This is a genomic window from Actinomadura chibensis NBRC 106107 (genome assembly GCF_001552135.1).
GTDB lineage: Bacteria > Actinomycetota > Actinomycetes > Streptosporangiales > Streptosporangiaceae > Spirillospora > Spirillospora chibensis.
The window spans coordinates 18,734-44,934 of record NZ_BCQP01000019.1 but is presented as its reverse complement, the minus strand read 5'-3'; the positions used below and the strand labels follow the sequence as shown (position 1 = coordinate 44,934).

16 protein-coding genes are annotated in these 26,201 nt (G+C 74.8%); 12 read left to right on the top strand and 4 right to left on the bottom strand.

Going from position 1 to position 26,201, the window contains the following annotated elements:
• Complete coding sequence (locus tag ACH01S_RS12865) at positions 1-321, top strand: GroES family chaperonin (protein ID WP_067889973.1); 321 nt, start codon at positions 1-3, stop codon at positions 319-321.
• A 599-nt stretch (positions 322-920) separates the two neighbouring features.
• On the top strand, positions 921-1,661 hold the full coding sequence (locus ACH01S_RS12860; protein ID WP_083980628.1) for a phospholipase D-like domain-containing protein: 741 nt from the start codon (positions 921-923) through the stop codon (positions 1,659-1,661).
• Between the two features lie 111 nt (positions 1,662-1,772).
• On the opposite strand, the gene ACH01S_RS12855 is transcribed toward ACH01S_RS12860, so the two are convergent.
• Positions 1,773-2,741, bottom strand: a complete 969-nt coding sequence (locus ACH01S_RS12855; protein ID WP_083980627.1) for a TauD/TfdA family dioxygenase — start codon at positions 2,739-2,741, stop codon at positions 1,773-1,775.
• Positions 2,742-3,124: 383 nt separating this feature from the next.
• Here ACH01S_RS12855 and ACH01S_RS12850 point away from each other — a divergent pair, with 383 nt between their 5' ends.
• From ACH01S_RS12850 to ACH01S_RS12820, 7 genes are read left to right on the top strand one after another with little or no spacing between them, the layout of a single operon-like run.
• Positions 3,125-4,375: an ATP-grasp domain-containing protein gene (locus tag ACH01S_RS12850; protein ID WP_067889969.1), complete on the top strand. Its 1,251-nt coding sequence runs from the start codon at positions 3,125-3,127 to the stop codon at positions 4,373-4,375.
• Positions 4,372-8,040 (top strand): non-ribosomal peptide synthetase, encoded by a 3,669-nt coding sequence (locus tag ACH01S_RS12845; protein ID WP_067889966.1) that lies wholly within the window; start codon positions 4,372-4,374, stop codon positions 8,038-8,040. Before ACH01S_RS12850 ends, ACH01S_RS12845 begins: the two co-directional genes overlap by 4 nt.
• Positions 8,037-13,310, top strand: a complete 5,274-nt coding sequence (locus ACH01S_RS12840; protein ID WP_067889963.1) for a non-ribosomal peptide synthetase — start codon at positions 8,037-8,039, stop codon at positions 13,308-13,310. The genes ACH01S_RS12845 and ACH01S_RS12840 overlap by 4 nt, the downstream gene beginning before the upstream one ends.
• Positions 13,307-14,569, top strand: coding sequence for an MFS transporter (locus ACH01S_RS12835; RefSeq protein WP_067889957.1), 1,263 nt, complete (start codon positions 13,307-13,309; stop codon positions 14,567-14,569). Before ACH01S_RS12840 ends, ACH01S_RS12835 begins: the two co-directional genes overlap by 4 nt.
• Positions 14,570-14,578: 9 nt before the next feature.
• Positions 14,579-15,424, top strand: a complete 846-nt coding sequence (locus tag ACH01S_RS12830) for a hypothetical protein (protein ID WP_067889952.1) — start codon at positions 14,579-14,581, stop codon at positions 15,422-15,424.
• Complete coding sequence (locus ACH01S_RS12825) at positions 15,414-17,138, top strand: non-ribosomal peptide synthetase (protein WP_067889948.1); 1,725 nt, start codon at positions 15,414-15,416, stop codon at positions 17,136-17,138. The genes ACH01S_RS12830 and ACH01S_RS12825 overlap by 11 nt, the downstream gene beginning before the upstream one ends.
• Entirely contained in the window at positions 17,131-18,321 is a 1,191-nt protein-coding gene (locus ACH01S_RS12820; protein ID WP_067889944.1) for an ATP-grasp domain-containing protein, read from the top strand. Before ACH01S_RS12825 ends, ACH01S_RS12820 begins: the two co-directional genes overlap by 8 nt.
• 10 nt (positions 18,322-18,331) lie before the next feature.
• Here ACH01S_RS12820 and ACH01S_RS12815 read toward each other — a convergent pair whose 3' ends face one another.
• On the bottom strand, positions 18,332-19,384 hold the full coding sequence (locus ACH01S_RS12815; RefSeq protein WP_067889941.1) for an SMP-30/gluconolactonase/LRE family protein: 1,053 nt from the start codon (positions 19,382-19,384) through the stop codon (positions 18,332-18,334).
• Positions 19,385-19,485: 101 nt separating this feature from the next.
• Between ACH01S_RS12815 and ACH01S_RS12810 the strand changes: the two genes are divergently transcribed.
• The 3 genes from ACH01S_RS12810 (at position 19,486) to ACH01S_RS12800 (ending at position 21,915) form a co-directional block, all read left to right on the top strand.
• On the top strand, positions 19,486-19,938 hold the full coding sequence (locus tag ACH01S_RS12810; RefSeq protein ID WP_218010238.1) for a MarR family winged helix-turn-helix transcriptional regulator: 453 nt from the start codon (positions 19,486-19,488) through the stop codon (positions 19,936-19,938).
• 84 nt (positions 19,939-20,022) lie between these two features.
• Entirely contained in the window at positions 20,023-20,391 is a 369-nt protein-coding gene (locus ACH01S_RS12805; RefSeq protein WP_067889934.1) for a PH domain-containing protein, read from the top strand.
• A gap of 102 nt (positions 20,392-20,493) precedes the next feature.
• The gene (locus ACH01S_RS12800) at positions 20,494-21,915 is read left to right on the top strand and encodes a DHA2 family efflux MFS transporter permease subunit (RefSeq protein ID WP_067889932.1); all 1,422 of its coding nucleotides are present in this window, start codon (positions 20,494-20,496) and stop codon (positions 21,913-21,915) included.
• Here ACH01S_RS12800 and ACH01S_RS12795 read toward each other — a convergent pair.
• Positions 21,905-24,940: an AAA family ATPase gene (locus ACH01S_RS12795; protein WP_067890086.1), complete on the bottom strand. Its 3,036-nt coding sequence runs from the start codon at positions 24,938-24,940 to the stop codon at positions 21,905-21,907. The genes ACH01S_RS12800 and ACH01S_RS12795 overlap by 11 nt on opposite strands.
• Positions 24,937-26,067 (bottom strand): exonuclease SbcCD subunit D, encoded by a 1,131-nt coding sequence (locus ACH01S_RS12790; RefSeq protein WP_067889929.1) that lies wholly within the window; start codon positions 26,065-26,067, stop codon positions 24,937-24,939. The genes ACH01S_RS12795 and ACH01S_RS12790 overlap by 4 nt, the downstream gene beginning before the upstream one ends.
• Positions 26,068-26,201: the final 134 nt, after the last annotated feature.

The following is a 26,201-nucleotide window of genomic DNA, read 5'->3' as shown; positions in this document are numbered from 1 at the left end:
GTGTCCCAGCCGAAGTTCGAAGTCCAGATGCTCACCGACCGCGTCATGATCAAGGTCGAGAAGGACAGCGGGGAGCGCCGCAGCACCGGCGGGATCGTCATACCCGCGACGGTCGAGCAGGCCAACCGCCTCGTCTGGGGCGAGGTCTGCGGCGTCGGCCACCACGTCCGCGTCGTCAAGCCCGGCGACCGCGTGCTGTTCCATCCGGGCGACCAGTACGAGGTCGAGATCCAGGGCGAGAACTACCTCGTCATGCGCGAACGGGATCTGCACGCCATCGCGAGCGAACGTCCCGAGCACGGCACCGGGCTCTACCTCTGACGGCCCTCCGCCGCCTCTGACGGGTTCCAGCCCGCCCCCTTTACGCCCGTGCCCCCCTAGCGGGCCGGGTTACACCGCCGCGTTTCCGGAAACCCCCTGATGGACGGCCCGCGGCCGGTTCCGGGCGGGGTCCGCGCGGTCCGATAAGCCGTCCCGACCTCTTCCGGACAGGACCCCAACTCCGGTTGTTGAGAACCGGAAAGAAGGGGTCTTGGCACATCTCTCCGGAAAGGCCAGACCGGTTCCCGCCACGCTGTGAGAGATCGGCCACGGCGCACCCGAGTTAGGCCGAAAGCGGCCAGGACCCAACCCGGTCGCGATCATGCCTGTCTAATCAATGTCCGTAGCGAACAATTGGGCTATTCGCGCGAAACGGGGTGACTCACGGTGTGCCGGGAATTGCGGGAATATCGCTCCGAGAACCGGACTCGAAAGCGACGGTCGAATTCTGAGAAGGGCGATGAGGGAATGTCGTGATGCGAGAGATGAACAGCGTGGACCACGCACAGCCGAGCCGTCCGGCCGAGCCGGGCCCGGCGGACCCCGCGGACCCGGCGGGGCAGGCGGGAACGCCGCGCCCCGCGGGGACACTGGATCAGATGCTGCGGTACCTCCGCTCCCAGGTGGAGCAGGCCGCGCGGGCCCTTCAGGAGATGGAGTCGCGGCTGGTGGCGATCGACCATGTCCAGGGCGCGCCCCCGGCCGAGCCGTCCGGCGGGGTCGAGGTGGTCGAGGGGTTCGAGGACATCGACCGCCGGGTCGGCGAGGCGATCGGCCGGTGCCGCGAGGAGCTGCTCACCGCGCAGGCGGGCGGGTCGCGCGACGGCGAGACGCTGCGCGTCGCGCTCGCCCGCGACCGGCTCGCGCTCGCGCGCGGCGCGTCCATGCGGACGCTGTACCAGCACACCGCCCGGCACGACGCGGCGACCGTCGCCTACGTCGACGAGATCACGGCGGCGGGCGCGCAGGTCCGCACGTTCGACGAGTTCTTCAACCGGCTGATCATCGTGGACCGGCGGACCGCCTTCGTGCCCGGCTCCCCCGACGGGGCCACGGCGGTCGAGGTCACCGTCCCGGCGGTGGTGCGCTACCTGGCCGACATCTTCGACCGGGTCTGGCAGCGGTCCGACCCGTTCGCCGCCTACGCGACGCGGAACATCACGACGCCGGTGCAGAACCGGATCGTCCGCATGCTCATCGACGGCGAGACGGGGACGGTGATCGCCAAGCGCCTCGGCATCAGCGACCGGACGTTCGCCAAGCGGATGGCCCGCATGAAGTCCGACTACGGCGTCCTCACCAATTTCCAGCTCGGCTACGAGATCGGACGGCGCTCGTGAGCGCGCTCTGGTTAGACCGGTCCGCCGCGCCGCGCGTCCGGGCGAGTGAGTCCGGGCAGGTGAGTTCGCGCAGGTGAGTTCCCGCAGGTGAGTCCGCGCAGGTGACGGCCGTCAGGTCATCGCGACGAGGATCCGCCGCTCCCCGCTGAACGGCTGACGGCCGTGCGCCATCAGCATGTTGTTGACCGCCATCACGTCGCCGCGCCGCCACGGGACCGCCAGCGCGGCCGTCGTGTACACCCGCCCGATCTCGGCCAGCACGGCGTCCGAGATCGCCCCGCCGTCGCCGTGGTAGGCGTTGCGCGGCAGGTCCTCCTCGGCGTACATCTCCAGGAGGACCTCCCGCACCTCCGGGTCCACGGCCGAGACGTGGAACAGGTTCGCCTGGTTGAACCACACGTCCTGCCCGGTGACCGGCTCCGTGACGTACGCCGGGCGGCGGTGCCGCGTGCGCAGCCCCTCGGCCGTCCACTCGAACTCCTGGCCGTTGGCCGCGCAGTAGGCCTCCACCTCGGCCCGGTCGTCGGTCTGGAACGCGTCCTGCCAGCTCAGGCCGATGCCCTCGCGGAACGTCCGCGTGTAAAGGACGCCGGAGGCGAACCGCTCCCTGGTCTCCGGCGAGATCATCCGGTGCACGGCGCGGCTGTCGGCCAGCGGCGTCGCGCCGCCCGAGCCCGGCGGCGTGTGGCAGAAGAAGAACAGCCGGCGCGGCCACCGGCGGCTGTAGGAGCTCTCGTTGTGCATCGGGATCGGCTGGTCCGGCGGGTACTCGGTCGAGGTGTAGACGTTGCCGCCGACCGCCGAGCGCGGCGTCGACCGCTCGGTGTACTCCAGCGGCTCGCCGCCGAGGACGCTCACGACCTCCTGGAACACCTCGACCTCGGCGGGGAATCCGCGCAGCAGGCAGGCGCCCTGCGTTTCCAGAACGGCCTTGAGTTCGTCCTTGTGGCGGTGGACCCACGCCAACGGGTCTTCGTTCGCCGAATCGGCCTGATACGTCCGGATGGACGTGTGGCCATTGCTCTCCACGCATTCGGGCACGCCGCCGAGCCCGGTCCGCAGAACGTTCTCCCGCGCCATTCCTCGCCCCTTCCCGCCGGCCGCCCGTTCCGCCGCGGCGCGGCGCATGCCGGGTGACCAGTCCTGATCTTCGTCGTCCAGCGGGAGCGTAACCCGCCGGGCGGCGCCGCGGGGGACAGGAAACCGCAGGTGCAGAAATATGAGCCCCGTTCTCCTCTCGATCGTCCAAGGCGCCGAATGCGACCATTCGTTGCGCCGTGCGATTCGCCCGGCGGCGGGCCTGACGGGGAGTTTCCCATGACCGATGAATCTGTCTCCCGGCAACATTCATTCACGCTCGACTCGGGTTGGGACATGATCAGTCCACCGATGCGGAGGGGCCGGGTGAATGGCCGTTCCGGCAACCTCGGCGACGCGATCGGGCCCGGCCGGGAAGGGCGGTCATGAAGCCGCTCGTCCTGGTCGTCTACGACCGCGGCTCGGCGGGGCCGCTGGAGATCGCGGCGGCGGCGCGGGGCGTCTGTGACGTCGTCTTCGTCTGCGACCCGGCCGCCGCGCACGTCGCGGGCGCGCTGCCCGCCCTGCGGTCGGCCGCGCCGGTCGTCGACGCCGGGTCCGACCCCGGCGCGGTGGCCCGGGCGGTCGCGCCGCTGCGCCCCGCCGGGATCACCACGTTCAGCGAGTACCGGATCGGCCTCACCGCCGGCGTCGCGGCGCGGCTCGGGCTCGACTACCACGACCCCGGCACGGCGCTCGCGCTCGGGGACAAGCTCCACCAGCGGCGCGCCCTCGACCGGGCGGGGCTGCCCGGGCCGCGCCACCGGGAGGCCGCCGACGCGGCGGCGCTCGCGGACGCGGCGGCGCGGCTCGGCTTCCCGGCCGTCGTCAAGCCCCGGCGGGGCGCGGGCAGCGCCTCCACCTACCGGGTCGCCGGGCCCGCCGACGTCGCGGACATCGCGTCCCGGGCTGTCCCGGCGGGCGGCTACCTCGTCGAGGAGCTGCTCGAAGGCGACCCGGCGGCGGCCGGTCCCGGCTGGGGCGACTACGTCTCGGTCGAGTCGGTCGTGGCGGCGGGCGAGGTCCGGCACGTCGCGGTGATGGGCAAGTTCCCGCTGGCCGAGCCGTTCCGGGAGACGGGGCAGTTCGTCCCGGCGACGCTGCCGCGCGACCTCGCCGGACGGGCCGAGGAGCTGGCCGGGGCGGCGCTGCGGGCGCTCGGCGTCCGGTCCGGGTGCGCGCACACCGAGCTCAAGCTGACCCCGGACGGCCCCCGGATCATCGAGGTGAACGGCCGGGTCGGCGGCAACGTCGCGGCCCTGCTGCGCCGGGCGTCCGGCTACGACCTGCTGCGCGCCGCGCTGGGCGCGGCGGCCGGGCCGGCCCCGCCGGACGACCCGCCGGACTTCCGGCGGATCGCGTTCCGCCGCTACCTCCCCGCGCCGCCCCGGCGGGCCGCGCTGCGGCGCCTCGGCGGTATCGAGCGCATCGCGGCGCTGCCGGGCGTCGACCAGGTGGACGTCCGGGCCGAGCCGGGGCAGGTCCTCGACTGGCGGAACGGCACCCAGGACTGCGTCGGCCTCGTCCAGGGGACGGCGTCCGACCACGCCGAGCTGCGCTCGCTGGCCGCCGAGATCGACGCCCTGCTGGAGACGGAGTTCACCGTCCTCGACGGCGAGGCGGTGGGCACCCGATGAGCGGAGACGACCGTCCTGAGAGCTGGCCGCTGGCCTGGCCGGTCTCCGACCGGGACGCGCTGGTCACCGTCACCAGGCGGCTCGGGGACCGGCGGCTGCCCGCCGACCCGCGTCCGGCGGTCATGGCGGCGTTCCTGGCGGTGGCCCGCAAGTACGCGGGCGCGGACGGCTTCGCGCTGGACGTCCTCGGCCGCGGCCGGGTCGGCTTCACGATGCCCCCGGACCTGACCCTCGCCGCGCACGTCCGGGCGGTCGCGGCGGCCCTCGCCGCGCCCGCCCGCGGCGGCGGGACCGCGCGGACGGCGTTCGCCCCTCGCCCGCCGTCCGGTGACGACGGGCATGACCTGGTCGTCTCCGTCGCCGACGACGGGAACGGCCTGGCGCTGCGCCTCGACGGCCGTCCGCCCGCGTACACCGGGGAGCCCGCCGAACGGCTGCTCCAGCACGTCCTCACCGCGCTGGACCGGATCCTCGCCGCGCCCGGCTCGACGCTCGCGGAGCTGGAGCTGACCGGCCCGCACGAGCGCGCCCTCGTCGTGGACGGCTTCAACGACACCCGCCGCGACTACCCCCGGAACGCCTCGATCACCGAGCTGTTCGCCGAGCAGGCGGCGGCCCGTCCGGAGGCCCCGGCGGTCGTCCACGCGGACGGCACGCTCACCTACCGGGACCTGGACGACCGCTCCGCCCGCCTCGCCGCCACCCTGCGCGAGCGGGGCGTGCGCCGGCACGACCGGGTCGCCCTGATCTCCGGCAAGACGCCGGACCTGGTCGTCGGCACGCTCGCGATCCTGCGGGCGGGCGGCGTGTACGTGCCGATCGACCACGACGTGCCGCCGGAGCGCCGGGACCTGCTGCTGCGCGACAGCGGCGCCCGCGTGCTCGTCACCGGCGAGCCGATCGGCCCGGCGCCCGCCGGGACGGCCGTCGTCCATCCCGGCGACCTCGCGGCGTCGGCGGCGCCCGACCGCGAAGGGGCGGCCACCGACGGCGCCTACGTCATGTACACCTCGGGCACGACGGGCGTGCCGAAGGGCGTCCTCGTCAACCAGCGCGCCGTGGTCCGGCTCGTGCGGGGCACGGACTTCGCGCGCCTCGGGCCCGGCACCCGGATCCTCCAGACGGGCGCGATCGGGTTCGACGCGACGACGTTCGAGCTGTGGGGAACGCTCCTCACCGGCGGCGCGCTCGTCCTGGTCCCCGAGGACGCGATCCTGGACGCCGCCCGCCTCGGCGACGCGTTCGCGGCGTACGGCGTCACCACCCTGTGGCTGACCGCTCCCCTGTTCCACCAGCTCATCGACCAGGACGCGACCGTGTTCCGGCGGGTCCGGGAGGTGCTGGCGGGCGGCGACGCGCTGTCGCCCGAGCACATCGCGCGGGTGCTGGATGCGTGCCCCGGGCTGCGCGTCGTCAACGGCTACGGGCCGACCGAGAACACGACGTTCTCCACGACGCACGCGATCACCGCGCCGCCGACCGGGCGGATCCCGATCGGCGCGCCGATCGCCAACTCCACCGCCTACGTCGTCGACCTGGACGGGCTCCCGCAGCCGATCGGCGTCCCCGGCGAGCTGCTGGTCGGCGGGGACGGGCTCGCCGACGGCTACCTCGACCGCCCCGAGCTGGACGCCGCCGCGTTCATCCCCGACCGGTTCGGCGCGGGCGGCCGCCTGTACCGCACCGGCGACCTCGCGAGCCGGCGGCCGGACGGCACGCTCGACTTCCTCGGCCGGCGGGACGACCAGGTCAAGATCCGCGGCTTCCGGGTGGAGCCGGGCGAGGTGGAGCACCGGCTGGCCCGGCTCCCGCGGGTGCGGTCGGCGGCCGTGCTCGTGCGGGTGCGGCCCGGCGGGCGCGAGAAGTACCTGTGCGCCTGCTACACCTCCGACGGCGCGCCCAACCCGGACGAGCTGCGCCGCGCCCTGCGGGCCGAGCTGCCCGACCACCTCGTCCCGGCGCGGTTCGTCCGGGTGGAGGCGATGCCGCTGACCCGCAACGGCAAGATCGACCGGGCCGCGCTCGCCGCCCTGGCCGACGCCGCGCCCGAGGAGCGCCCCGCGAAGGTCGCGCCCCGCGACGAGATCGAGCGGGCCCTCGCCGACCTGTGGCGGGACGCGCTCGGCCTCCCGTCCATCGGCGTGACCGACGACCTGCTCGACCTCGGCGTGACCTCGCTGACCGCCGCCGCGTTCGCCGCGCGGACCCGGCGCGGTCCCGGACCGCGCCTCAGCGCCGCCGAGGTGCTGACCAACCCGACGATCGAGCGCCAGGCCCGGACGGTGCGCGAGCGCGGCGGCACCGGCGACGGCCCGCCGCCGCTGACCAGGGCGGCGGAGGCCGCGCTGTACCCGGTGACGCCGCAGCAGCGCGGCATCTACGTCGAGCAGGTGAAGAACCAGGACGCGACGCACTACAACGTCCCGGTCCGCGTCGAGGTCCCGGGCCGGGTGGACGTCGACCGGCTCCAGAAGGCGGTCGAAGGGCTCGTCGCCCGCCACGACTGCCTGCGCACGACGTTCGTGCAGGCCGGAAGCGCCACGTATCAGCGGGTGTCCGACGACGTGCGCGTCCGGGTTGAGCTCGTGTCCGAAGGGGCGGTGCTGGTCCGGCCGTTCGATCTGGGCGAGGGGCCGCTGCTGCGCGTCTTCGTCCAGCGCGGCGCGGACGCCGACACGGTCACGCTCGACCTGCACCACATCGTCGCGGACGGCGTCACGATCGGCATCCTGCTCGACGAACTGGACGCGCTCTACGACGGCCGTCCGCTCCCGGAGCCCGCCTTCCAGTACAAGGACTACGCGGTCTGGCTGGCGGACGGCGCGTCCGACTGGATCCGGGAGCGCCAGGCCCCCTACTGGCGCGAGGTGCTCGGCGAGCCGCCCGAGCGGTCCGACCTGCCGACCGACTTCGACCGCCCGGCGGTCCGGAGCCTGAACGGCGACCGGCTCGAATTCACCTTCGGCGCGGCGCGGACGGCCGCGCTGAAGGAGCTGGCCCACCGCGCCGGGGCCACCCCGTTCGCCGCGCTCACCGCCGTCTACCTGCTGTTCCTGGCGCAGATCACCGGGGACGACGACGTCACCGTGGGCACCCCGGCGGCGGCGCGGACGTTCGCGGGCACCGAGCGCGTCACCGGCATGGTCGCCACCACGCTCTGCGTGCGGGCGGCGATCGACCCGGAGCGCCCGTTCACCGCGTTCCTGGACGACGTGCGGCGCCGCGTCCTCGGCGCCCTCGCGCACCAGGACGTCCCGTTCGAGGCGCCCGGCGGCGATCCGGCCCGGCATCCCCTGTTCGACACGATGGTCGGCCTCCAGGACGCGGCAGCGTTCACCGGGCGGCCGGTGCTCGGCGGGCGCGCGCGCCCGGCGGACACGCTGAACCGCTGCACGATGTTCGACCTCAACCTCCAGGTCTACGACCGCGGCGGCGTCTTCGACGCGGTGTGGGCCTACGGCACCGACCTCTTCCGCCCCGGGACGGTCCGGGCCTTCGCGGACCGCCTCCTCGGCCTGGCCGACGCCGCCGCGGCGGCGCCCGAACGCACCGTCGGCGACCTCGTCGGCCGCCGGTCCGCCGCGCCCGCCCCCGGCATCGGATTCGACTTCGACTTCCCGCGTCCCGAGCACGCCTCCACCACGAGCGGATGGAACGGATCATGAGAACTCTCGGCGAACTGAAGATCGAGGCGGCCCGCCGCCCGCTGGAGACGGCCTTCTGGCACAACCGCTTCCCGCCGGACCGGCGCCGGACGGGCTTCACGCCCGACCGCGCCCCGGCCGGGACGGAGCCGCCGCTCCCCGCCACCACGACCGCCGTCCTCGACGCGGGCACCACCGCCGCGCTCGACCGGATGAGCCGCAACGATCCCGCCGGGCTGCACGCGCTGCTCACGGCGGGTGTCGCGGCGCTCCTGCACCTCTACACCGGCGACCGCGAGCCGGTGCTCGGCAGCCCGATCCGGCGAGACCCGGACCGCGCGGACGAGCCGCTCGCCTGGACGCTCCCGCTGTCGTTCGCCGTCGGCCCGGACGCCACGCTGGAGTCCCTCGCCCGCGCCGCCGCCGCGACCATCGCGGAGGCGACCCGGCACCAGGACTACCCCTTCAAGATCCTCACCGACCAGCTCGGGCTGCCGTCCGACGCCCAGACGAACCCGCTGTTCGACGTGGCCGTGGCGCTGGAGGGCCACCACGAGCCGATCCCCTACGAGACCGTCCCCGTCCCGGTCACGTTCGGCTTCGCCCGCACGCCGGACGGGCTGCGGCTGACCGTCCGCTACGAGTCCCGCCGCTTCGAGGAGGCGACGGCGCGGCGGCTGGCGCGCCGCCTGTGCGTCCTGCTGGACCGCCTCGCCGCCGCCCCGGGGGCCCCGCTCGGCGACCTGGAGCTGCGGGACGAGGCCGACGACGCCTGGCTCGCCTCCCTGGTGGACCCGCCCGTGCCGTTCGACGACACCGTCCGCCTGCACGAGCTGTTCGAGCGGCGCGCCGCCGCGAACCCGGACGCGCTCGCCGTCGTCGCCGGGGCGGAGCGGCTCGGCTACGGCGACCTGGACCGCCGCGCCAACCGCCTGGCCCGGACGCTCCGCGACCACGGCGCCGGGCCCGACGTCGTCGTCGCCGTCATGGCGGACCGCTCACCAGAGATGCTTGTCGCCATCCTCGCGATCCTCAAGGCGGGCGGCGCCTACCTGCCGATCGACACCGGGTACCCGCCCGCGCGGATCGAGTACCTGCTGACCGACAGCCGCGCCGGGATCGTGGTCGGCCAGCCCAAGTACCTGGACGGCCTCCCCGCCGGGGTGACGCCGGTCGACCTCGCCGACCCGGCGAGCTACGCCGACCGCGACGACGCGCTCGACGCGCCCGGGTCCGCGTCCGACCTCGCCTACGTCATCTACACCTCGGGCTCGACCGGCATGCCGAAGGGCGTCGCCGTGGAGCACCGCAGCGTCGTGAACCGGCTGGCGTGGATGCAGCGCGCCTACCCGATCGGCCCCGGCGACGTGATCCTGCAGAAGACGCCGATCTCGTTCGACGTCTCGGTCTGGGAGCTGTTCTGGTGGATGACCGCCGACGCGGCCGTCTGCCTCCTCGAACCCGGCGCGCAGCGCGAGCCCGCCGCGATCGTCGCGGCGGTGGCGCGGGCCGGGGTGACGGTGATGCACTTCGTCCCGTCGATGCTCGGCTCGTTCCTCGACTACGCCGCCGGGGAGCCGGACGAGGTGGCGGCCCTCGCCGGGCTGCGGACGGTGTTCGCCAGCGGCGAGGCGCTGAGCCCGTCCGTGGTGCGCCGCTTCCACGAGCTGCTCCGCCCGGACGGCGCGGGCCCCGCGCTGGTCAACCTGTACGGGCCGACCGAGGCGACCGTCGACGTCTCCCACCACCCGTGCGACGACCCGGACCCGCGGCGGGTGCCGATCGGGCGTCCGATCGACAACATCCGGCTGCACGTCCTCGACGAGCGGCTGCGCCCGCTGCCCGCGGGGGTGCCGGGCGAGCTGTGCATCGCGGGGGTGGGCCTGGCGCGCGGCTACCTGCACCGGCCGGAGCTGACGGCGGAGCGGTTCGTCGCGGACCCGTTCGACGGCGAGGACCGGATCTACCGGACCGGCGACCTCGCCCGCCGCCTGGACGACGGCGCGATCGAGTTCCTCGGCCGCCTGGACCACCAGGTCAAGATCCGCGGGTTCCGGATCGAGCCGGGCGAGATCGAGGAGGCGCTGCGCGCCCACCCGGCGGTCGCGGACGCGGTCGTCGTCGCCCGCGAGGCGGCGGGCGGGCAGCCCGCGCTGATCGGCTACGCCGTCGCCCCGGCGGACGTCACCGAGACCGAACTGGACGGGCACCTGCGCGGCACGCTGCCCGACCACCTCGTCCCGTCCCGGATCGTGGTGCTGGACGCGATGCCGCTGACGCCGAGCGGGAAGCTCGACCGCCGCGCGCTGCCCGAGCCGCCCGCGAAGGCGTCGGCGTTCGCCGGGCACGCCGCGCCGCGCGCGGGCACCGAGGCCGAGCTCGCCGCGATCTGGCGCGACGTCCTCGGCCTGGACGAGGTGGACGCCCGCGACAACTTCTTCGCGGTCGGCGGCGACTCCATCCACTTCGTCGTGGTGCTCGGCAAGGCGCGCGAGCGCGGGCTGAGCTTCACCTTCCAGGAGCTGTTCCAGCACCCGACCGTCGAGTCGCTCGCCGCCCACCTGGACGCCCGCACCGACGACGAGGAGCCGGAGCACCACCGGTCCGCGCCGTTCTCGCTGATCTCCGAGGACGATCGGGCCCGGCTCCCCGCCGACGCCGAGGACGCCTACCCGCTGTCCATGCTCCAGGCCGGGCTGATCTTCCAGAGCGAGATCATGCGCGGCACGGCGCACTACCACGACATCATCAGCTACCTGATCCAGAGCCCGTTCGACGCGGACGTGTTCGCCGAGGCGGTCGGGATCCTGGTGCGCCGCAACCCCATCCTGCGCACCACCTACCACCTGGACGGGTACTCGGAGTACCTCCAGGTCGTGCACCGCGACGTGCCGCTCCCCCTTGAGGTGACGGACCTGCGCGGGATGTCCGCCGACGAGCAGCAGAACTGGTACGACACCTGGCTCGTCACCGAGAAGGAGCGGGCGTTCGACTGGAGCGTCCCGAGCACCCTGATCCGCCTCTACGTGCAGGTGCTGGGCGAGAACCTCTACCGCTACAACATCAGCCTGCACAATTCGACGCTCGACGGGTGGAGCATCAACCTCGTCCACGCGGAGGTGTTCGACCTCTACTACCGGCTGCGGGCGGGGCAGGGGGTCGAGCCGGGGCTGCGCGACAACCATTCCCGCAATTTCCTCGGGCTGGAGCGGCGGGCGCTGGCCTCTTCCGAGGACAAGGACTTCTGGGCCGGTGTCCTCGCGGACCGGCCGCGCACGACCGTCCCGGCGTCGATGCCGTCCGGCAGCGAGTTCTCCGTCGTGATGAGCCATTTCGACATCCCGCTGGAACTGTCGGACCGGATCGTCGGGCTGGCGGAGCGGCTGTCGGTGCCGGTGAAGAACGTGCTGATGGCCGCGCATCTGCGGGTGCTCGGAATGGTCGGCGGCGACCCCGACGTGATGACCGGCTACGAGCACAGCGGACGCCCCGAGCTGGAGGGGGCCGACCGCGCGATCGGGATGTTCCTGAACACCGTCCCGTTCCGGATCCGGCTGGACGACCGCACCTGGGAGGACCTGGTCCGCGACGTCTACCGGGCCGAGATCGACTTCCTGCCGCACCGCCGCTACCCGATGGCGCGGATGAAGCAGGACCTCGCGACGCAGGAGGGGCTGTTCGAGACGACGTTCAACTTCACCCACTTCTACTCCCTCAAGGAACTGAAGCGGCTTCCCGAGTTCGACCTGCTGAACGTCCAGGTGCAGGCCGAGACCGAATTCGTGCTCAGGGCGGAGTTCTCGCGGCATTTCTTCCACGACAACATCCGGCTGAGCCTGCACTACTACGCGAACGTCATCGGCGCGGAGCAGGCCGACCGGCTCGGCGGGTACTACCTGCGCGCCCTGGACCTGATGACCCGCGACCCGCTCGCCCGCTACGGCGAGCAGACGCTCCTCGACGACGCGGAACTCGCGCTCGTGGTGGACGAGTGGCCGTCGTCGTCCGAGGACAGGGTCTACGTGCTGGACGCGTTCGGCCTGCCCGCCCCGGTCGGGACGGAGGGCGAGATCGTCGCGTCCCGTCCGGAGCGTCCCGGCGGGAAGGCCGACCCGTGGCGGGCGGGGGCCGCGCTCGAACCGACCGGCCGCCGGGGCCGCTGGACGTTCGACGGCGTGCTGGAGCGCGCCGCCGACCCCGTCCCGGACGCCCCGGCCCCGGCGCCGGACGCCGCCGAGTTCGCCGCCCCGGCCACGCCCACCGAGCGCGCCATCGCGGACGTGTGGGCGCGCGTCCTCGGGATACCGGTCGAGCGGATCAGCGCCAACGACGCGTTCTTCGCGCTCGGCGGCAACTCGCTCGCCGCGCTGCGCGTGGTCATGGACCTGCGCGGCAGGGCGCGGCTGATCGACGTCATGCGGCACCCCCGGCTGTCCGAGCTGGCCGAGGTGATCGACGGCGCGGCGGCCGAGTCGCCGGAGCGGGCGCCGTCCCGGCTGCGGCTCCTGACGGCCGCGTCCGGCACCGCCGCGGGGACGCTCGTGTGCTTCCCCTACGCGGCCGGGCACGCGGTCAACTACCTGCCGCTGGCCGACGCGGTGGCCCGGCACGCGCCCGGGGTCGCGCTGCACGCCGTCGAACTGCCGGGGCACGACCCGCAGCGTCCCGGCGAGCCGTTCCAGGACGTCCGCACCGCCGCCCGCGCGATCGCCGACGAGATCCTCGCGACGGTATCCGGCCCGATCGTGCTCTGGGGCCAGTGCGGCGGCGCGTCGCCCACGGTCGAGGTCGGACGCCTGCTGGAGGAGCGCGGCGCGGACCTGCGGCACGTGTTCGTCGGCGCGAAGCTGTTCCTGCGCGTGGAGAACCTGCACGCGGCGATGGAGCTGGCCCGCACCATGACGGACGCCGAGATCGTCCAGTGGCTGACCGAGCGGGCCGGGTTCACCCACGCGGACGGCCTCGACCCCGACCAGGCGGGGTTCATCAGCCGCCTGTTCCGGCACGACGTCGAGTCCGGCCACCAGTACAACCTGGACGCCCACGGCGAGCCCGCCCCCGTGAAGGTCAGGGCGCCGTTCACCGTCGTCTGCGCCAAGGACGACGTGGTCGTCGCCGAATACCCGGAGAAGTGGCGCGACTGGGGCCGCGTCGCCGCCGACGTCCGGCTGCACGAACTCGACCACGGCGGCCACTACTTCGTCCGCACCCGCGCCGCCGACGTCGCCGGGCTGGTCCGCGACGCGCTCACCGAGTCCCCCGTACGCACCACCACCGAGGAAGTCCGATGAGGGATTACATCAAGGTCCTCCGCTACCGCGACTACCGGCTGATCTGGTCCGGGTCGGTCGTGAACCTGCTCGGCGACGGCGCGACCTGGACGGCGCTCGCCTGGATGGCGATCCTGTCCGGCGGCGCCGCGGCGGTCGGCGTGCTGAGCGTCTGCTACACGCTGCCGGTCATCCTCGGCGGGACGTTCATCGGCCCGCTGATCGACCGCTTCTCCCGCCGCGTCGTCCTCGTCGTCGACTGCCTGCTGCGCGCGGTCGTCGTCGCGACGATCCCGGTCGCGGACGCGTTCGGCTCGGTGGCGCTGTGGCATCTGTGCGTCGTCGCGGGCGTCTACGGCCTGCTGAAGATCGTGCCGCTCGGGACCGTCCCGGCGATCGTGCCGGACCTCGTCCCGCAGGACATGATCCACACGTCGGCGGCGCTGGAGTCGATCGCCTACAACGTCGCGCAGATGTCCGGCCCGGCGCTCGGCGGCATCATGATCGCCGCCTGGGGCGCGCCCGCCGTGCTGATCTTCGACGCGGGGACCTACCTGTTCTTCGCGGTGTGCGTGCTCGCGATGCGGGCGCGGCTGGCCCGGCCGGAGCGGACCGAGTCGCCGAAGAAGATCCTGGAGAGCTTCGGCTGGGGCCCGGTGTTCCGGCTGCTGAAGCGCGACAACGTGCTGGTCAGCATCACCGTCAGCTTCGCGCTGTTCAACGCGGCGATCGGGATGCTGCGGGTGACGCAGCCGTGGATCGCGGTGAACCACGTGGACGGCGGCGCCACCACCCTCGGGCTGATCCTCGGGGTGGCGAACGGCGCCGGGCTGATCGGCTCGCTGGTCGCCGGGGCCGTCAAGCCCAAGGACAAGCAGATGCGCAACATCGGCCTGTTCCAGATCGTCGCCGGGGCCGGGCTGCTGCTGCTCTTCCTGCCGCACCTGTGGCCGGTGCTGCTCGCGGTCGCGATCTGCAGCATGTTCTCCACGCCGATGACGGTGTCGTCGCAGGTGATCAGGGTCGCGCGGATCCCCGCCGAGATGCGCGGCCGGATGATGACCTTCATGCGGACGCTGATGAACAGCACGTCCCCGGCGGGCTCGGCGATCGCCGGTCCCATGCTCGCCGCCGGGATGTACGGGCCGCTGGTGGCGATCATGACGGCCTGCGCGGCGCTGCCCGGCGTGTTCATCGCGCTGCGGTTCCGCCGCACCTCCTTCTCGGAGGAGCTGGGCCTGACCACGTCCGAGTCCGCCGGCGAACCCGTCTCGGCCTGAGGGGCGGCGATGAATCCCGACACCGACATCCCCGCCTGGACCCGCATCGGCGCGCCGGGCGCGGGCGGCGCGGTCGTCCTCGCCGTGGACTTCGACGGCAGCGGACGGCGCGAGGCCACGTTCCGCGACCTGGTCCGGCTGCTGCCGGACGTCCCCGAGGTGTGGCAGGCGGTCCCGCCGCCCGACGAGCACCTGCCCGGCACGCCGCCGGAGCACTACCTGGAGTGGTGGCTCGGCCTGCCCGGCGGCGACGGCGCGGACGTGCGCGCCGTGCTCGGGTACTGCGCGGGCGGCGTCTTCGCGTCGGCGCTCGCCGACGCGATCGCGGCGCGGCGCGGCGACCGGCCCCCGGTGATCCTGTTCAACCCCGGCGAGCCGACCGTGGACACGCTCGACCGCGACTTCACCGGGATCGTCGAGGGCATGACGATCCTGGCCGACGACGAACGCGCCGACCTGCGCGAACGCGCGCGGCGGGCCCGCGCCGAGGCGGGCTCGGACTTCGACGCGCTGAGCGCGCGGTACGTGGCGCTGTACCTGGAGTCCAGCGCCGTCGCGTTCGAGCGGTTCGGCATCGACGCGGAGGTGGGCGAGCAGCTGACCCGGCTGTTCCAGTCCTACGTCCGCTACCTCGCCGCCGCGCGCGCCCTCGGGTACCGGCCCGGCTGGGCCGGGGCGGCGGCGCTGACCGCGCGGGAGCAGGCCGGCAGCGGGTTCACCGCCGCCGAGACCGTGTTCGAGCTGAGCCGCGCGGAGCTGCTGCGCAGCCCCGAGGTCGCGGCGGCCGCCCGCGAACTGATCACGGGCGCGCGGAGCGCCCGGCCGAAGGTGGTGCTTCCCGATCATGAGCGTTGAGACCCCTCCCCTGTCCGGCCTGCCGCTCCCGGCGCGCTTCGAGGAGCAGGCGGCGCGGACGCCCGGCGCCCCGGCCGTGGCGCACGGCGACGTCCGGCTCGGCTACGCCGAGCTGGAGGCCCGGGCGAACCGGCTGGCGCACCGGCTGATCCGGCGCGGCGCCGGGCCCGGCCGCCTCGTCGCGGTCATGCTGGACCGCTCGCCCGACCTCGTCGTCGCGCTGCTGGCGGTGCTGAAGTCGGGCGCGGGGTACGTCCCGATCGCGGCCGACGACCCGGCCGGGCGGGTGCGGCACATCCTCGCCGACTCGGCCGCCTCGCTCCTGGTCGCGGCGGACGGCACCGAGGCGGCGGTCGAGGTCGTCCCCGTCCGCGACGCGGCGGACGGCCCGGCGACGCCGCCGACCGACGCCGACCGGACCCGTCCGCTGGACGCGGCCGACACCGCCTACGTCATCTACACCTCCGGCTCGACCGGCGCGCCGAAGGGCGTCGTGATCGAGCACCGCGCGCTCGGCCGCTACCTGGAGCACGCGGTGACGGCCTATCCCGCGGTCGCCGGACGGACGCTCCTGCACTCGTCGGTCTCCTTCGACATGGCCGTGACCAGCCTGTACGCGCCGCTGCTGACGGGCGGCACGGTGGTGCTGGCCGACCTGCGCGCGGCGGCGGCGGGCGAGGAGTCGCTGCCGTCCGCGCTGCGTCCGACGTTCCTGAAGGTCACGCCGTCGCACCTCGCGCTGCTGCGGGAGCTGCCGGAGAGCTACGCCCCGACCGAGCTGCTCGTCGTCGGCGGGGAGGCGCTGCTCGGGCCCGCCCTGGACCGGTGGCGCGCCGACCACCCGGACGTGACGGTCGTGAACGAGTACGGGCCGACCGAGGCGACGGTCGGGTGCTGCGTCCACACCGTCCACCCGGGGGACGCGGCTCCGGCGGGGGCCGTGCCGATCGGCACGGCGGTGGAGGGGACGCGGCTGTACGTCCTCGACGAGCGCATGCGCCCCGCGCGGGAGGGAGAGCTCTACATCGGAGGCGCGCAGCTGGCGCGCGGGTATCTCGGACGGCCCGACCTGACCCGCGCGAAGTTCGTCCACGACGTGACGCGCGGGCGGCTCTACCGGACGGGCGACCTCGTCCGCGCGACGCCCGGCGGCGTCCTTGAGTTCCTCGGCCGCCTGGACGACCAGGTCAAGATCAACGGCTACCGGGTCGAACCGGGCGAGATCGCGGCGGCGATCACCGGCGGCGGGCTCGCCGCGAACGCGGCGGTCGTGGCCGCCGGCGGCGGGAACGACCGGCTGGTCGCCTACGTCGTGCCCGCCGCCGGGTTCGAGGCGGGACGGCTGCGCGCGCACCTCGCGGCGCGGCTGCCCGAGTACATGATCCCGGCGGCGTTCGTCCCGGTGGCGGAGCTGCCGCTGACCGCCAACGGCAAGCTCGACCGGGACGCGCTGCCGGAGCCGTCCGCCGGGTCGTCCGAGGGGTCGTCCGCGGCGGCGCGGAGCCCGGAGGAGGAGGCGCTGTGCCGGTTGTTCGCCGACCTCACCGGCGCGGCGACGGTCGGGATCGACGACGACTTCGTCGCGCTCGGCGGCACCAGCTTCGCGGCGGCGCGGCTGGTCAGCCGGGCCCGCCGGGACGGGCTCTCGATCACGCTGGCCGACGTGCTGCGGAAGCGGACCGTCCGGGCGATCCTCGGGGGCCGGGATGGGTGACGTCCTGGTCCTGTCCCGGCGCGGCGCGGGCGGCGTCCGGCAGGTCGCAGAGCTGCTGGCGGCGATGGGCGAGCGTCCGGTCCTCGTGTCCGAGCGGCCGGACGACCCGAACCGCGACCGCTGCTCCGGTCACGTCCTCGTCGACTGGGACGGCGACGTCGCCGGGGCGGTGCGGCGCGCGGTGCCGCGTCCGGCGGGCGTCGTCAACATGGTCGAGTCGCTGATCGGGCGGCAGGTCGAGCTGGCCCGGCGCTTCGGGCTGCCCGGCGGCGGCGACGGGCGGGCGGCGCTCGCGTCCAAGACCCTGGTGCGGGAGGAGGCGCGGCGGCTCGGGCTGTCCTCGATGCGCTTCGCGGGCGGCCCCGCGTCCGGCGTGCCGTGGGACGGCCCGTACCCCGCGATCGCCAAGCCCGCCCGGGACTCGGGCGCGTCCCGCCTGGTCCGCCGGGTCGACTCCCCCGCCGATCTGGACGCGCACCTGCGGGCGCTCGCCCGCGCCGAGGGCCCCGGCTTCGAGGTGATCGTCGAGGAGTACCTGGACGGCATCGAGTTCTCGGTGGACGGCCCGGTCGTCGACGGCCGCTACACCCCCCTGTTCGCCGTGGAGAAGCCCGACCACGACGAGGACCGGCACCACGACGCCGGACTCCGCGTCGCGCCGCCCCAGACCCCCGAGGTCAGGCGGGCCGTGACGGCGCTGGCGGGGACGGTGAGCGCGCTCTGCGCGAGCCTCCCGCTGCGCGGGCTGTGGCTGCACGTGGAGGGGCGCACGCTGCCGTCCGGCCGGACGGAGCTGCTGGAGATCAACCCGCGTCCCGGCGGCGGGCTGCACCGGACCGCCGTCCTGCACTCGTGCGGGGTGGACCCGTTCTGGGAGGCGATCCGCATGGCCCTCGACGACCGCTACGCCATGGACTGCTCCGGGATCGCGCAGAGCGAGCGCCTCTACGGCCTCCTGCCGTTCGAGATCCACGAGAGCGGCCGGGTGACCGGGGCGACGGCGCTGTCGGAGCTGCGCGAGATCGACGGCGTGGTGTTCGGCTACGAGTCGGACGGCTTCGAGGTCACGAGCCTGAACCGGGAGAACTTCTACGCGGAGGTGCTGCTCAGCGCCCCCGACCTCCCGGCCCTGCGCGCCGCGCAGGGCCGGGCGGCCGCGGCGTTCCGCTACACCGTCGAGTGACCGTGCCGGGTCAGAGGCCCCGGACGGCGGCGATGGTGAAGGGCAGCTCCGGCGTCCCGTCGCCGAGCGGGCCGCCCTTGTCGAACTGCGAGCGCACGACGTAGAGCGTCCCGCGCAGGCGGGCGAGGGTCGTCGGGAGCTGGAGGGACGCGTCGGTCAGGCTCGCCTCCCGGCGGGCGGTGCGGCCGTCCGGCGCGACCCTCCAGCGGACGATGCGGTCGTCCACGTTGTGGACCGTCCACAGGCGCCCGTGCTGGAGTTCGAGGCCGTCGGCGTGGAGCATGTCGGCCCCCTGCAGGACGGTCCTGCCGCTCCCGCCGGTGGCGAGGTCGAGCCGGTACAGGTCGCCGCCGTGCGCGTCCGCCGCCAGGAGGAAGCGCCCGGTCGGGTCGGCGACGATGCCGTTCAGGGTGAAGTCGCCGGGCTTGTGCGGGTCGAGGACGTCGTCCAGGTCGAAGGCGACGGACAGCGTGCCGCGTCCGCCCCGCGCCCGCGCGAGGTCGCCGGGCGTGACGCGGTACACGACCGACCGGAAGCTGTCGGTCAGGTACGCGGTTCCGTCCGGCGTGATGGCCAGGTCGTTGACGAACCGGGCGTCCGTCCCGGGGCCGGGGACGTCGAAGCGGGCGAGGAGCCGCCGCGTGCGCGTGTCGTACACGGCGACCCCGGACGCGGAGCTGGTCACCCACAGCCGTCCGGCCCGGTCGACCTTCAGCCCGTTTGCGGTGCTCCGCCCGTCGGCGCCCGCCGGGAGGAACACCTCCGCCACGCGGTGGCCGGGGCGCATGCGGTAGACGGCGCCGTCCTGGAACGACCCGGCGTACAGGTCCCCGTGGCGGGGGTCGGCGGCGATGCCCTCCGGGTAGACGCGGTCGCCCGGCAGCACGAACGCCGTGGAGATCCGCGCCTTGGACGGCGCAGCCGCGGGCGCCGCGTGGACGGCCGCACCCGCCGCCGGGACCGCGGCGACCGACGCGGGCAGTAAGGCCACCGCCACCGCGGCGGCGGCGGAAGCGACGGCGGCCGGACGGCGCCGCCGCGCCGCGAACGAAGAACGGGACATGACCTCTCCATTCGAGTTCAATCCTTAGAACGCGCACATACGATAGTTAGGGTGCTAATACTCGTCAACGCCTTTTTCTTCGGCGGCGCTAACATGCGGAGATGACTGAGATGCCCCTCCAGGAGCGGCTCGGCTCGCACCTCAAGCGCGCCGAGCAGGCGCTCAGCGGGGCGAAGCACGCGGCGGTCAAGCCGAGCGGGCTCACCGTGCCGCAGTACGCCGCGCTGCTCCACCTCGCCGACAACCCCGGCATGTCGGCCGCCGCGCTCGCCCGCGCCTGCGCGGTCACCCCGCCGACGATGAACACCGTCCTGAAGAACCTCGCGGAGCGCGGGCTGATCGAGCGGACCCCGCACGAGTGGCACCGCAACATCCTGGAGACGCGGCTCACCGCCGAGGGCGAGCGGGTGCTGGCCGACGCCGACGTCCGCGCCGTGCGGGTCGAGCGGGGCCTCGCCGCCGAGTTCACCGAGGACGAGCGCGCGACGCTGGTCGAACTGCTCGGCCGCTGCGTCGGCTTCCTCGAAGCGTCGCGGTCCGCGCGCGGCGCCTGAGACACTCCCAGCGGACGGCCGGTACGGAACCGGCGCGACTGACCAGACCGTCCAAGACGGACGCGCGGGACCGAGGGAGGACGCATGGGCGAGGACATCCAGCACGACAGGTCGGGCCAGCTCAAGCAGATCGAGAGCGGGCTGCTGCCCGGCGAGCAGATCGTCGCCGTCTACGACGCGGTCGGCACCGGGACCGGGTTCATCGGCCTCACCGACCGGCGCGTGATCATCCAGGACAAGAGCTTCGCGGGCAAGAAGTACGCCATCACGAGCGTGCCCTACTCGAAGATCACCTCGGTGAGCGTGGTCAGCAACAAGTCGTGGGCCGGGTCCTACTTCTCCACCGGCTCGATCGCGATCAACGTCGGCGCGCAGACCTACGAGATCGAGTTCCGGGGCAGCGACAAGAGCCACCACGTCCACAACGTGATCCTGGACTTCATCTCCCGCTGATCACTGCGCTTTTTTCGTACGGCCGATGAGTTCCGGCCGTCCGCCCGGTACCAACGGCGAGGGCGCACCGCCCTCACCGTCACCGGACGGCCGGGAGGCCACATGCGCAGGATGTCCCCCGAGGCCCGGGTACTCGCCCTGACCTCGGTGTCCGCTCTGATGATCCTGCTGGACGCGCTGGTCGTGACCACCGCGCTCAGCACGATCCGAACCGATCTCGGCGCCTCCGTCGAGACCCTCGAATGGACGGTCGCGGCGTTCGCGCTGCCGTTCGCGGCGCTGCTGATGACGGCGTCCGCGCTCGGCGAGCGGTACGGCCGCCGCCGGATGCTCACCGCCGGGCTCGCGGTGTTCACGCTCGCGTCCGCGGCGTGCGCGCTCGCGCCGGGCGTCGGCGCGCTGATCGCGGCGCGGGCCGTGCAGGGCGCCGGGTCCGCGCTGGTCATGCCGCACGCCATGGCGCTGCTCGCCGCCGCCTACCCGGCGGAGCGGCGGGCCCGCGCGCTCGGGATCTTCAGCGGGGTGACCGGGCTCGCCACGCTCGGCGGGCCGCTCGTCGGCGGCGCGGTCGTGCAGGGGCTGGCCTGGCAGTGGATCTTCTGGCTGAACGTGCCGCTGGGACTCGCGCTGATCCCGCTCGTCCGGGCGGGCGTCCCGGAGAGCAGGGGCGCGGCGCGGCGGATGGACCCGGGCGGCGTCGTCCTCGTCACGTCGGCGGCGCTCGGGCTCGTGTGGGGGCTCGTCCGGGGGAACGCGGCGGGCTGGGACTCGCCGGAGGTCGCCGGGGCCCTCGTCGCGGGCGCCGTGCTGCTCGCGGCGTTCGCCGGGTGGGAGCGGCGCGCCGCCGAGCCGATGCTGCCGATGCGGTTCTTCCGCGTCCGCGCCTTCGCGGCCGGGAACGCCGCCGGGTTCCTGCTGTACGCCGCGATCTTCGGGGCGGCGTTCTTCCTCGCGCAGTTCCTGCAGAACGGGCTCGGGTACGGGCCGCTCGGCACGGGGCTGCGGCTCGCCCCGTGGACGGTCACGCTGTTCCTCGTCGCGCCGCTCGCCGGACGGCTCGTCGCGCGGGTCGGGGAGCGTCCGCTGATCACCGGCGGGCTGCTGCTGGAGGCCGCCGGGTTCGCCTGGATCGCGGTCGTCGCGTCCCCTGACATGGCCTACCCGGAGTTGGTCGCGCCGCTGGTGCTGGCCGGGGTCGGGGTGTCGCTGGCGATGCCCGCCGCGCAGAACGCCGTGATCGGCGCGGTGCCCGCGATCGGCGTCGCGTCCGGGACGTTCAACACGCTGCGCCAGTTCGGCGGCGCGTTCGGGATCGCGGTGACCGCCGCCGTGTTCGCCGCGTCCGGCGGGTACGGCTCGCCGGACGACTTCGCGGCCGGGTTCGTGCCCGCGACCTGGGTGATGGCCGGGCTCGCGGTGGCCGCCGCGCTGGCCGGGCTCGGCACGTCCGGCCGCCGCGCGCCGTCCCCGGCCCCCGTCCCCGGCGGCGTCACGGCCGTGACGGGCGCTGCGGTCAGACGGTGATGGAGACGGTGGAGCCGGTGCGGTCCTTGGTGACGCGGAGCTGCGCGGGGATGCGGGCGCGCAGTTCCGCGACGTGGCTGACCACGCCGACCGCGCGGCCGCCGTCGCGGAGGCCGTCGAGGACGTCCATCACCTCGTCGAGCGTGTCCTCGTCGAGGGTGCCGAAGCCCTCGTCGACGAACAGGGTGCCGATCTCGGCGCCGCCCGCCTCGGCGGTGACGACGTCGGCGAGGCCGAGCGCGAGCGACAGCGACGTGATGAACGACTCGCCGCCGGACAGCGTCACGGGGTCGCGGTCGAGGCCCGTCCAGGCGTCGGCGACGCGCAGGCCGAGCCCGCCCGCGCCCTTCGTGCGGTCGCCCGCCGCCTTCTCCGTCGTGTGGACGAGCGCGTACCGTCCGCCGGACATGCGGCGCAGCCGCTCGTTCGCCGCGTCGACGACCTGTACCAGGCGCGCCGCGAGCACGTAGGCCGACAGCGACATCGCGTGCCGGTTCGCCGGGTGCTTGCCGGACGTGAGCCCCGCGAGCCGCTCGGCCACCGCGTGCCGGTCCGCCGCCGGACGCCAGTCGCGGACGGCGGTGCCGAGCCGTTCGCGCAGCTCGGCGAGCCGGGCGCAGCGGTGCGCGGCGCGGTCGGCGGCGCTGACGGCCCGCGCGTGCGCGCCGTCGGCCGCGTGCAGCGCGGCCTCCAGCGCGGGCAGGTCGGGTGCGGGCTCGGCCGCCGCCGCGACGAGCGCCGGGTCCGCGAGCTGGGCGCGGACCTCGGCCTCGGCGTCGTCGAGCCGCCGGATCCGGTCGCGCAGGACGCCCTGCTCCTCGTCGGCCAGCTCCGCCGCGAGGACCTCCTCCGGGGTGCGGAACCCCTGCGCCGCCACCGCCTGCCCGAGGCGGGCGCGGGCGGCGGTGAGCTCGGCCTCGGCGCGGCCGGACGCGCGCAGCGCCTCGGCCGCCTCGGCCAGCGCGCCCGCCTCCCGGCCGAGCCGGGCGATCCGCGCCTCCAGCGTCGGGTCGCCGCCGCGCGCCTCCGCCAGCTCGGCGGACAGCCTCGCCTGCTCGTCGGCGAGTCTGGCGTCCTCGGTGCGGTGCTCGGTGAGCGCGCGGGAGATCTCGTCGCGTTCGACGCGGAGGTCTTCGAGCTCCTGCTCGCGCCGGTGGAGGACCTCCTCCAGGCGCTCGGCGTCGGCGGCCCGCGCGTCGGCCGCGTCGAGCGCGCGGTGCGCCTCGGCCAGTTCGGCGGCGAGGGCGGCGGCCGGGGTCTCCCCCGCGATCTCCATCAGCTTGTCGCGTTCGGTGCGCAGCTCGCCGAGCGCCGTCCCGGCCTGCTCGCGGGCGTGCTGCGCCTGGTCGGCGGCGTCCTGGGCCGCGTCCACCTCGTCCTCGGACGGGACGGGGCCCGGCGCGACGGCCGGGGCCGGGTGGTCGGACGATCCGCAGACGCGGCAGGGCTCGCCGTCGGCCAGTTCCCCGGCGAGGACGGCGGCCATCCCGTCCAGCCGCGCCCGGCGGAGGTCGAGGACGCGCTCGCGGGCGTCCTGCGCCGCGTCGACCGCCGCCCGGTACGCCGCCTCCGCCTCGGTGAGGCCCTGTTCGACCTGGTCGCGGCGCTGCGCGGCGTCGAGGCGGCGGCCCGCGTCCTGGACGGCGGCCGCCGCCCCGGGACGCGCGGCGGCGGCGAGCACCGCCTCGTCCCGCTCGGCGCGGCACGCCGCGACGACGCCGGGGAGGTCGTCCAGCGACGCGGCGACGCGCGCGTCGGCGGGCTCCAACCGGCGCAGCTCCCGCTCCAGCCCGGCACGCTCTTCCTCGACCTGGCGGAGCCGGGCGGCGGTGGCGCGGCGGCCCTCCAGCGCGGCGACCTCGTCGCGGCGGTCGCGCTCGGCCTTGGCGAGGACGTCCTCCGGCGCCCTCGGCGGCACCAGCGCCGATACCCGGGCCCCGGTCTCCTCGGCCCAGCGGCGCGCCCGCACCGCCTCGTCGTGCCGGGCCCTGACGTCCCTGACCAGCGGGACGACCCGGTCGGCCCGGGCGGCGGCGTCGAGCCGTGACGCCAGCGCCGACTTCTCCTCCGCCCGCTCGGCCAGCGCGTCGCGCCGGGCGGCGGCCCGCGCGTGGCGGTCCTGCCGTTCGGCGAGCGCACGGCCGTCGTCCAAGGCTTCGCGGGCCCGGGTCAAGGTCGCGGCGGCCTCGTCGCGCAGCCTCTCGACGGCGGCGCGGACGTCCTCGTGGCCGCGCGCCAGTTCGGCGGCCCACGCGGGCAGCGCCTCGACCTCGTCCAGCGGCCCGGTCCCCGCACCGTCCTGGAAGGACTCCGGGCGGGGGCGCGGGACGAGCGGCCCGTCCCCGCGCGGCGGCGGCGCGCCGGTCGCCTCGGCGACGCGGTCGGCGAGCGCGGCGGCCCGCGCGGCGAGGTCGGCGGCCTCCCGGCCGGTGACGGCGCGCCGCTCCGCGAGCCACTTCTCGACCTGGGTGAACACCTCGGTGGCGAACAGCCGCTCCAGCACCCGGCGGCGCTCGTCCGCCCCGGACCGCAGGAACCCCGCGAACTCGCCCTGCGGCAGCAGCGCGACCTGGCAGAACTGGACGGCCGTCATCCCGAGCAACCGGGACAGGAGGTCGCCCGCGTCGTCCAGCCGCGTGGTGAGGCCCGTCCAGCCGCCGTGCTCGAACTCCTCCAGGACGACCTTCGCGTGCTCGACGGTCGTGCCGGAGCCGCGCCGCTTCGGCCGTTCCCACGCGGGCGAGCGGGACACGCGCAGGCGGCGGCCCCGGATCGTCGTCTCCAGCACCACGCGCGGCGCGGCGCCGGGCGCGGCGTGGTCGCTGCGCAGGCCCCTCACCGCGTTGCGGACGCCCGGCACCTGCCCGTACAGCGCGAAGCACACCGCGTCGAGGACGCTCGTCTTCCCCGCGCCCGTCCGGCCCTGGATGAGGAACAGCCCGGCGTCCGACAGCGCGTCGAAGTCGATCTCCTCGGTGCCCGGGAACGGGCCGAACGCGGTGATCTCCAGCCGGTGGAGCCTCACGCCATCGCCTCCCTGCGGCGGCACGCCTGGAACGCCTCGTCGAGCAGGGCGCGCTCGGCGTCGCTCGCGGGCCCGTCGGTGACCTCGGCGACGAAGTCGCCCGCGATGTCCTGCGCGGAGCGCTCGCGGACGCGGCCGGACCAGGTGCGGACGGCCTCCGCCGCGCCGCCCTCCGGCTCGAACCCGAGCACGAGCGTGTGCGGGAACCGGCGGCGCAGCCGCTCCATCGCCGCGGACGGACGGCGCGTGTCGGTCAGCGTCACCTGGAGCCAATGGTCCTCGTGGCGGTCGAGGGCGGGGTCGGCGAGAAGGTCGTCGAGCCGTCCGCGGATCCGGGCGAGAGGGCGCGGTACGGGCGCCTCCACGAACTCCGCCGCGATGCCGTCCGCGCGCAGGTCGATCAGCCAGGACCCCTTGACGTGCTTCTCCTCCGAGAACGAGTAGGCCAGCGGCGAGCCGGAGTAGCGGACGCGGTCGGTGATCCGCCATCGGCCGTGCAGGTGGCCGAGCGCCGCGTAGTCGACGCCGTCGAACACCGACGCGGGCACGTGCGCCGAGCCGCCGACGGAGATGTCGCGCTCGCTCTCGCTGGCCTCCCCGCCGGTGACGAACGCGTGCGCCAGCACGACCGTGCGCATGTCCGGATGCCGGGCGGCGTCGGCGCGGACGCGGCGCATCGCCTCGGCCAGCGCGGCGGCGTGGCTGCGGTCGTCCAGCTCCCACTCGTGCCGGACCAGCTCGGGCTCCATGTACGGGACGCCGTAGATCGCCGCGTCCCCGACCACGACGGGCTCCCCCACGGCCGCGAAGTCGGTGCGGACGTGCACGCCGGACGCGTCCATCAGCGCGGACCCGAACCCGAGGCGGTGGGCGGAGTCGTGGTTGCCCGCGATCAGCACGACCCGGGCGTGGTCGGCGAGCCGCTTCAGCGCCTCGCCGCACAGCTTGACGGCGTCGACGGAGGGCAGCGCCCTGTCGTAGACGTCCCCGGACACCAGCACGCACTCGACCCGCTCCGCCTTCACGGTCTCGACCAGGTGGTCGACGAACTCCGCCTGCGCGGAGAGCAGATCCTCACGGTGGAACGATCTGCCGAGATGCCAGTCGGAGGTGTGCAGGATTCGCATGTCGCAGCAACCATAGGCACCCCGCCCGACACATCCCGCGCAGAAACGCCGCACAGTCCCGAACGAATCTTCGATCCCGCCCACGCTCGCGTGAGGGGGGCGGGCGGGGCTCGCGTAAGGTGACCGCGTGAGCG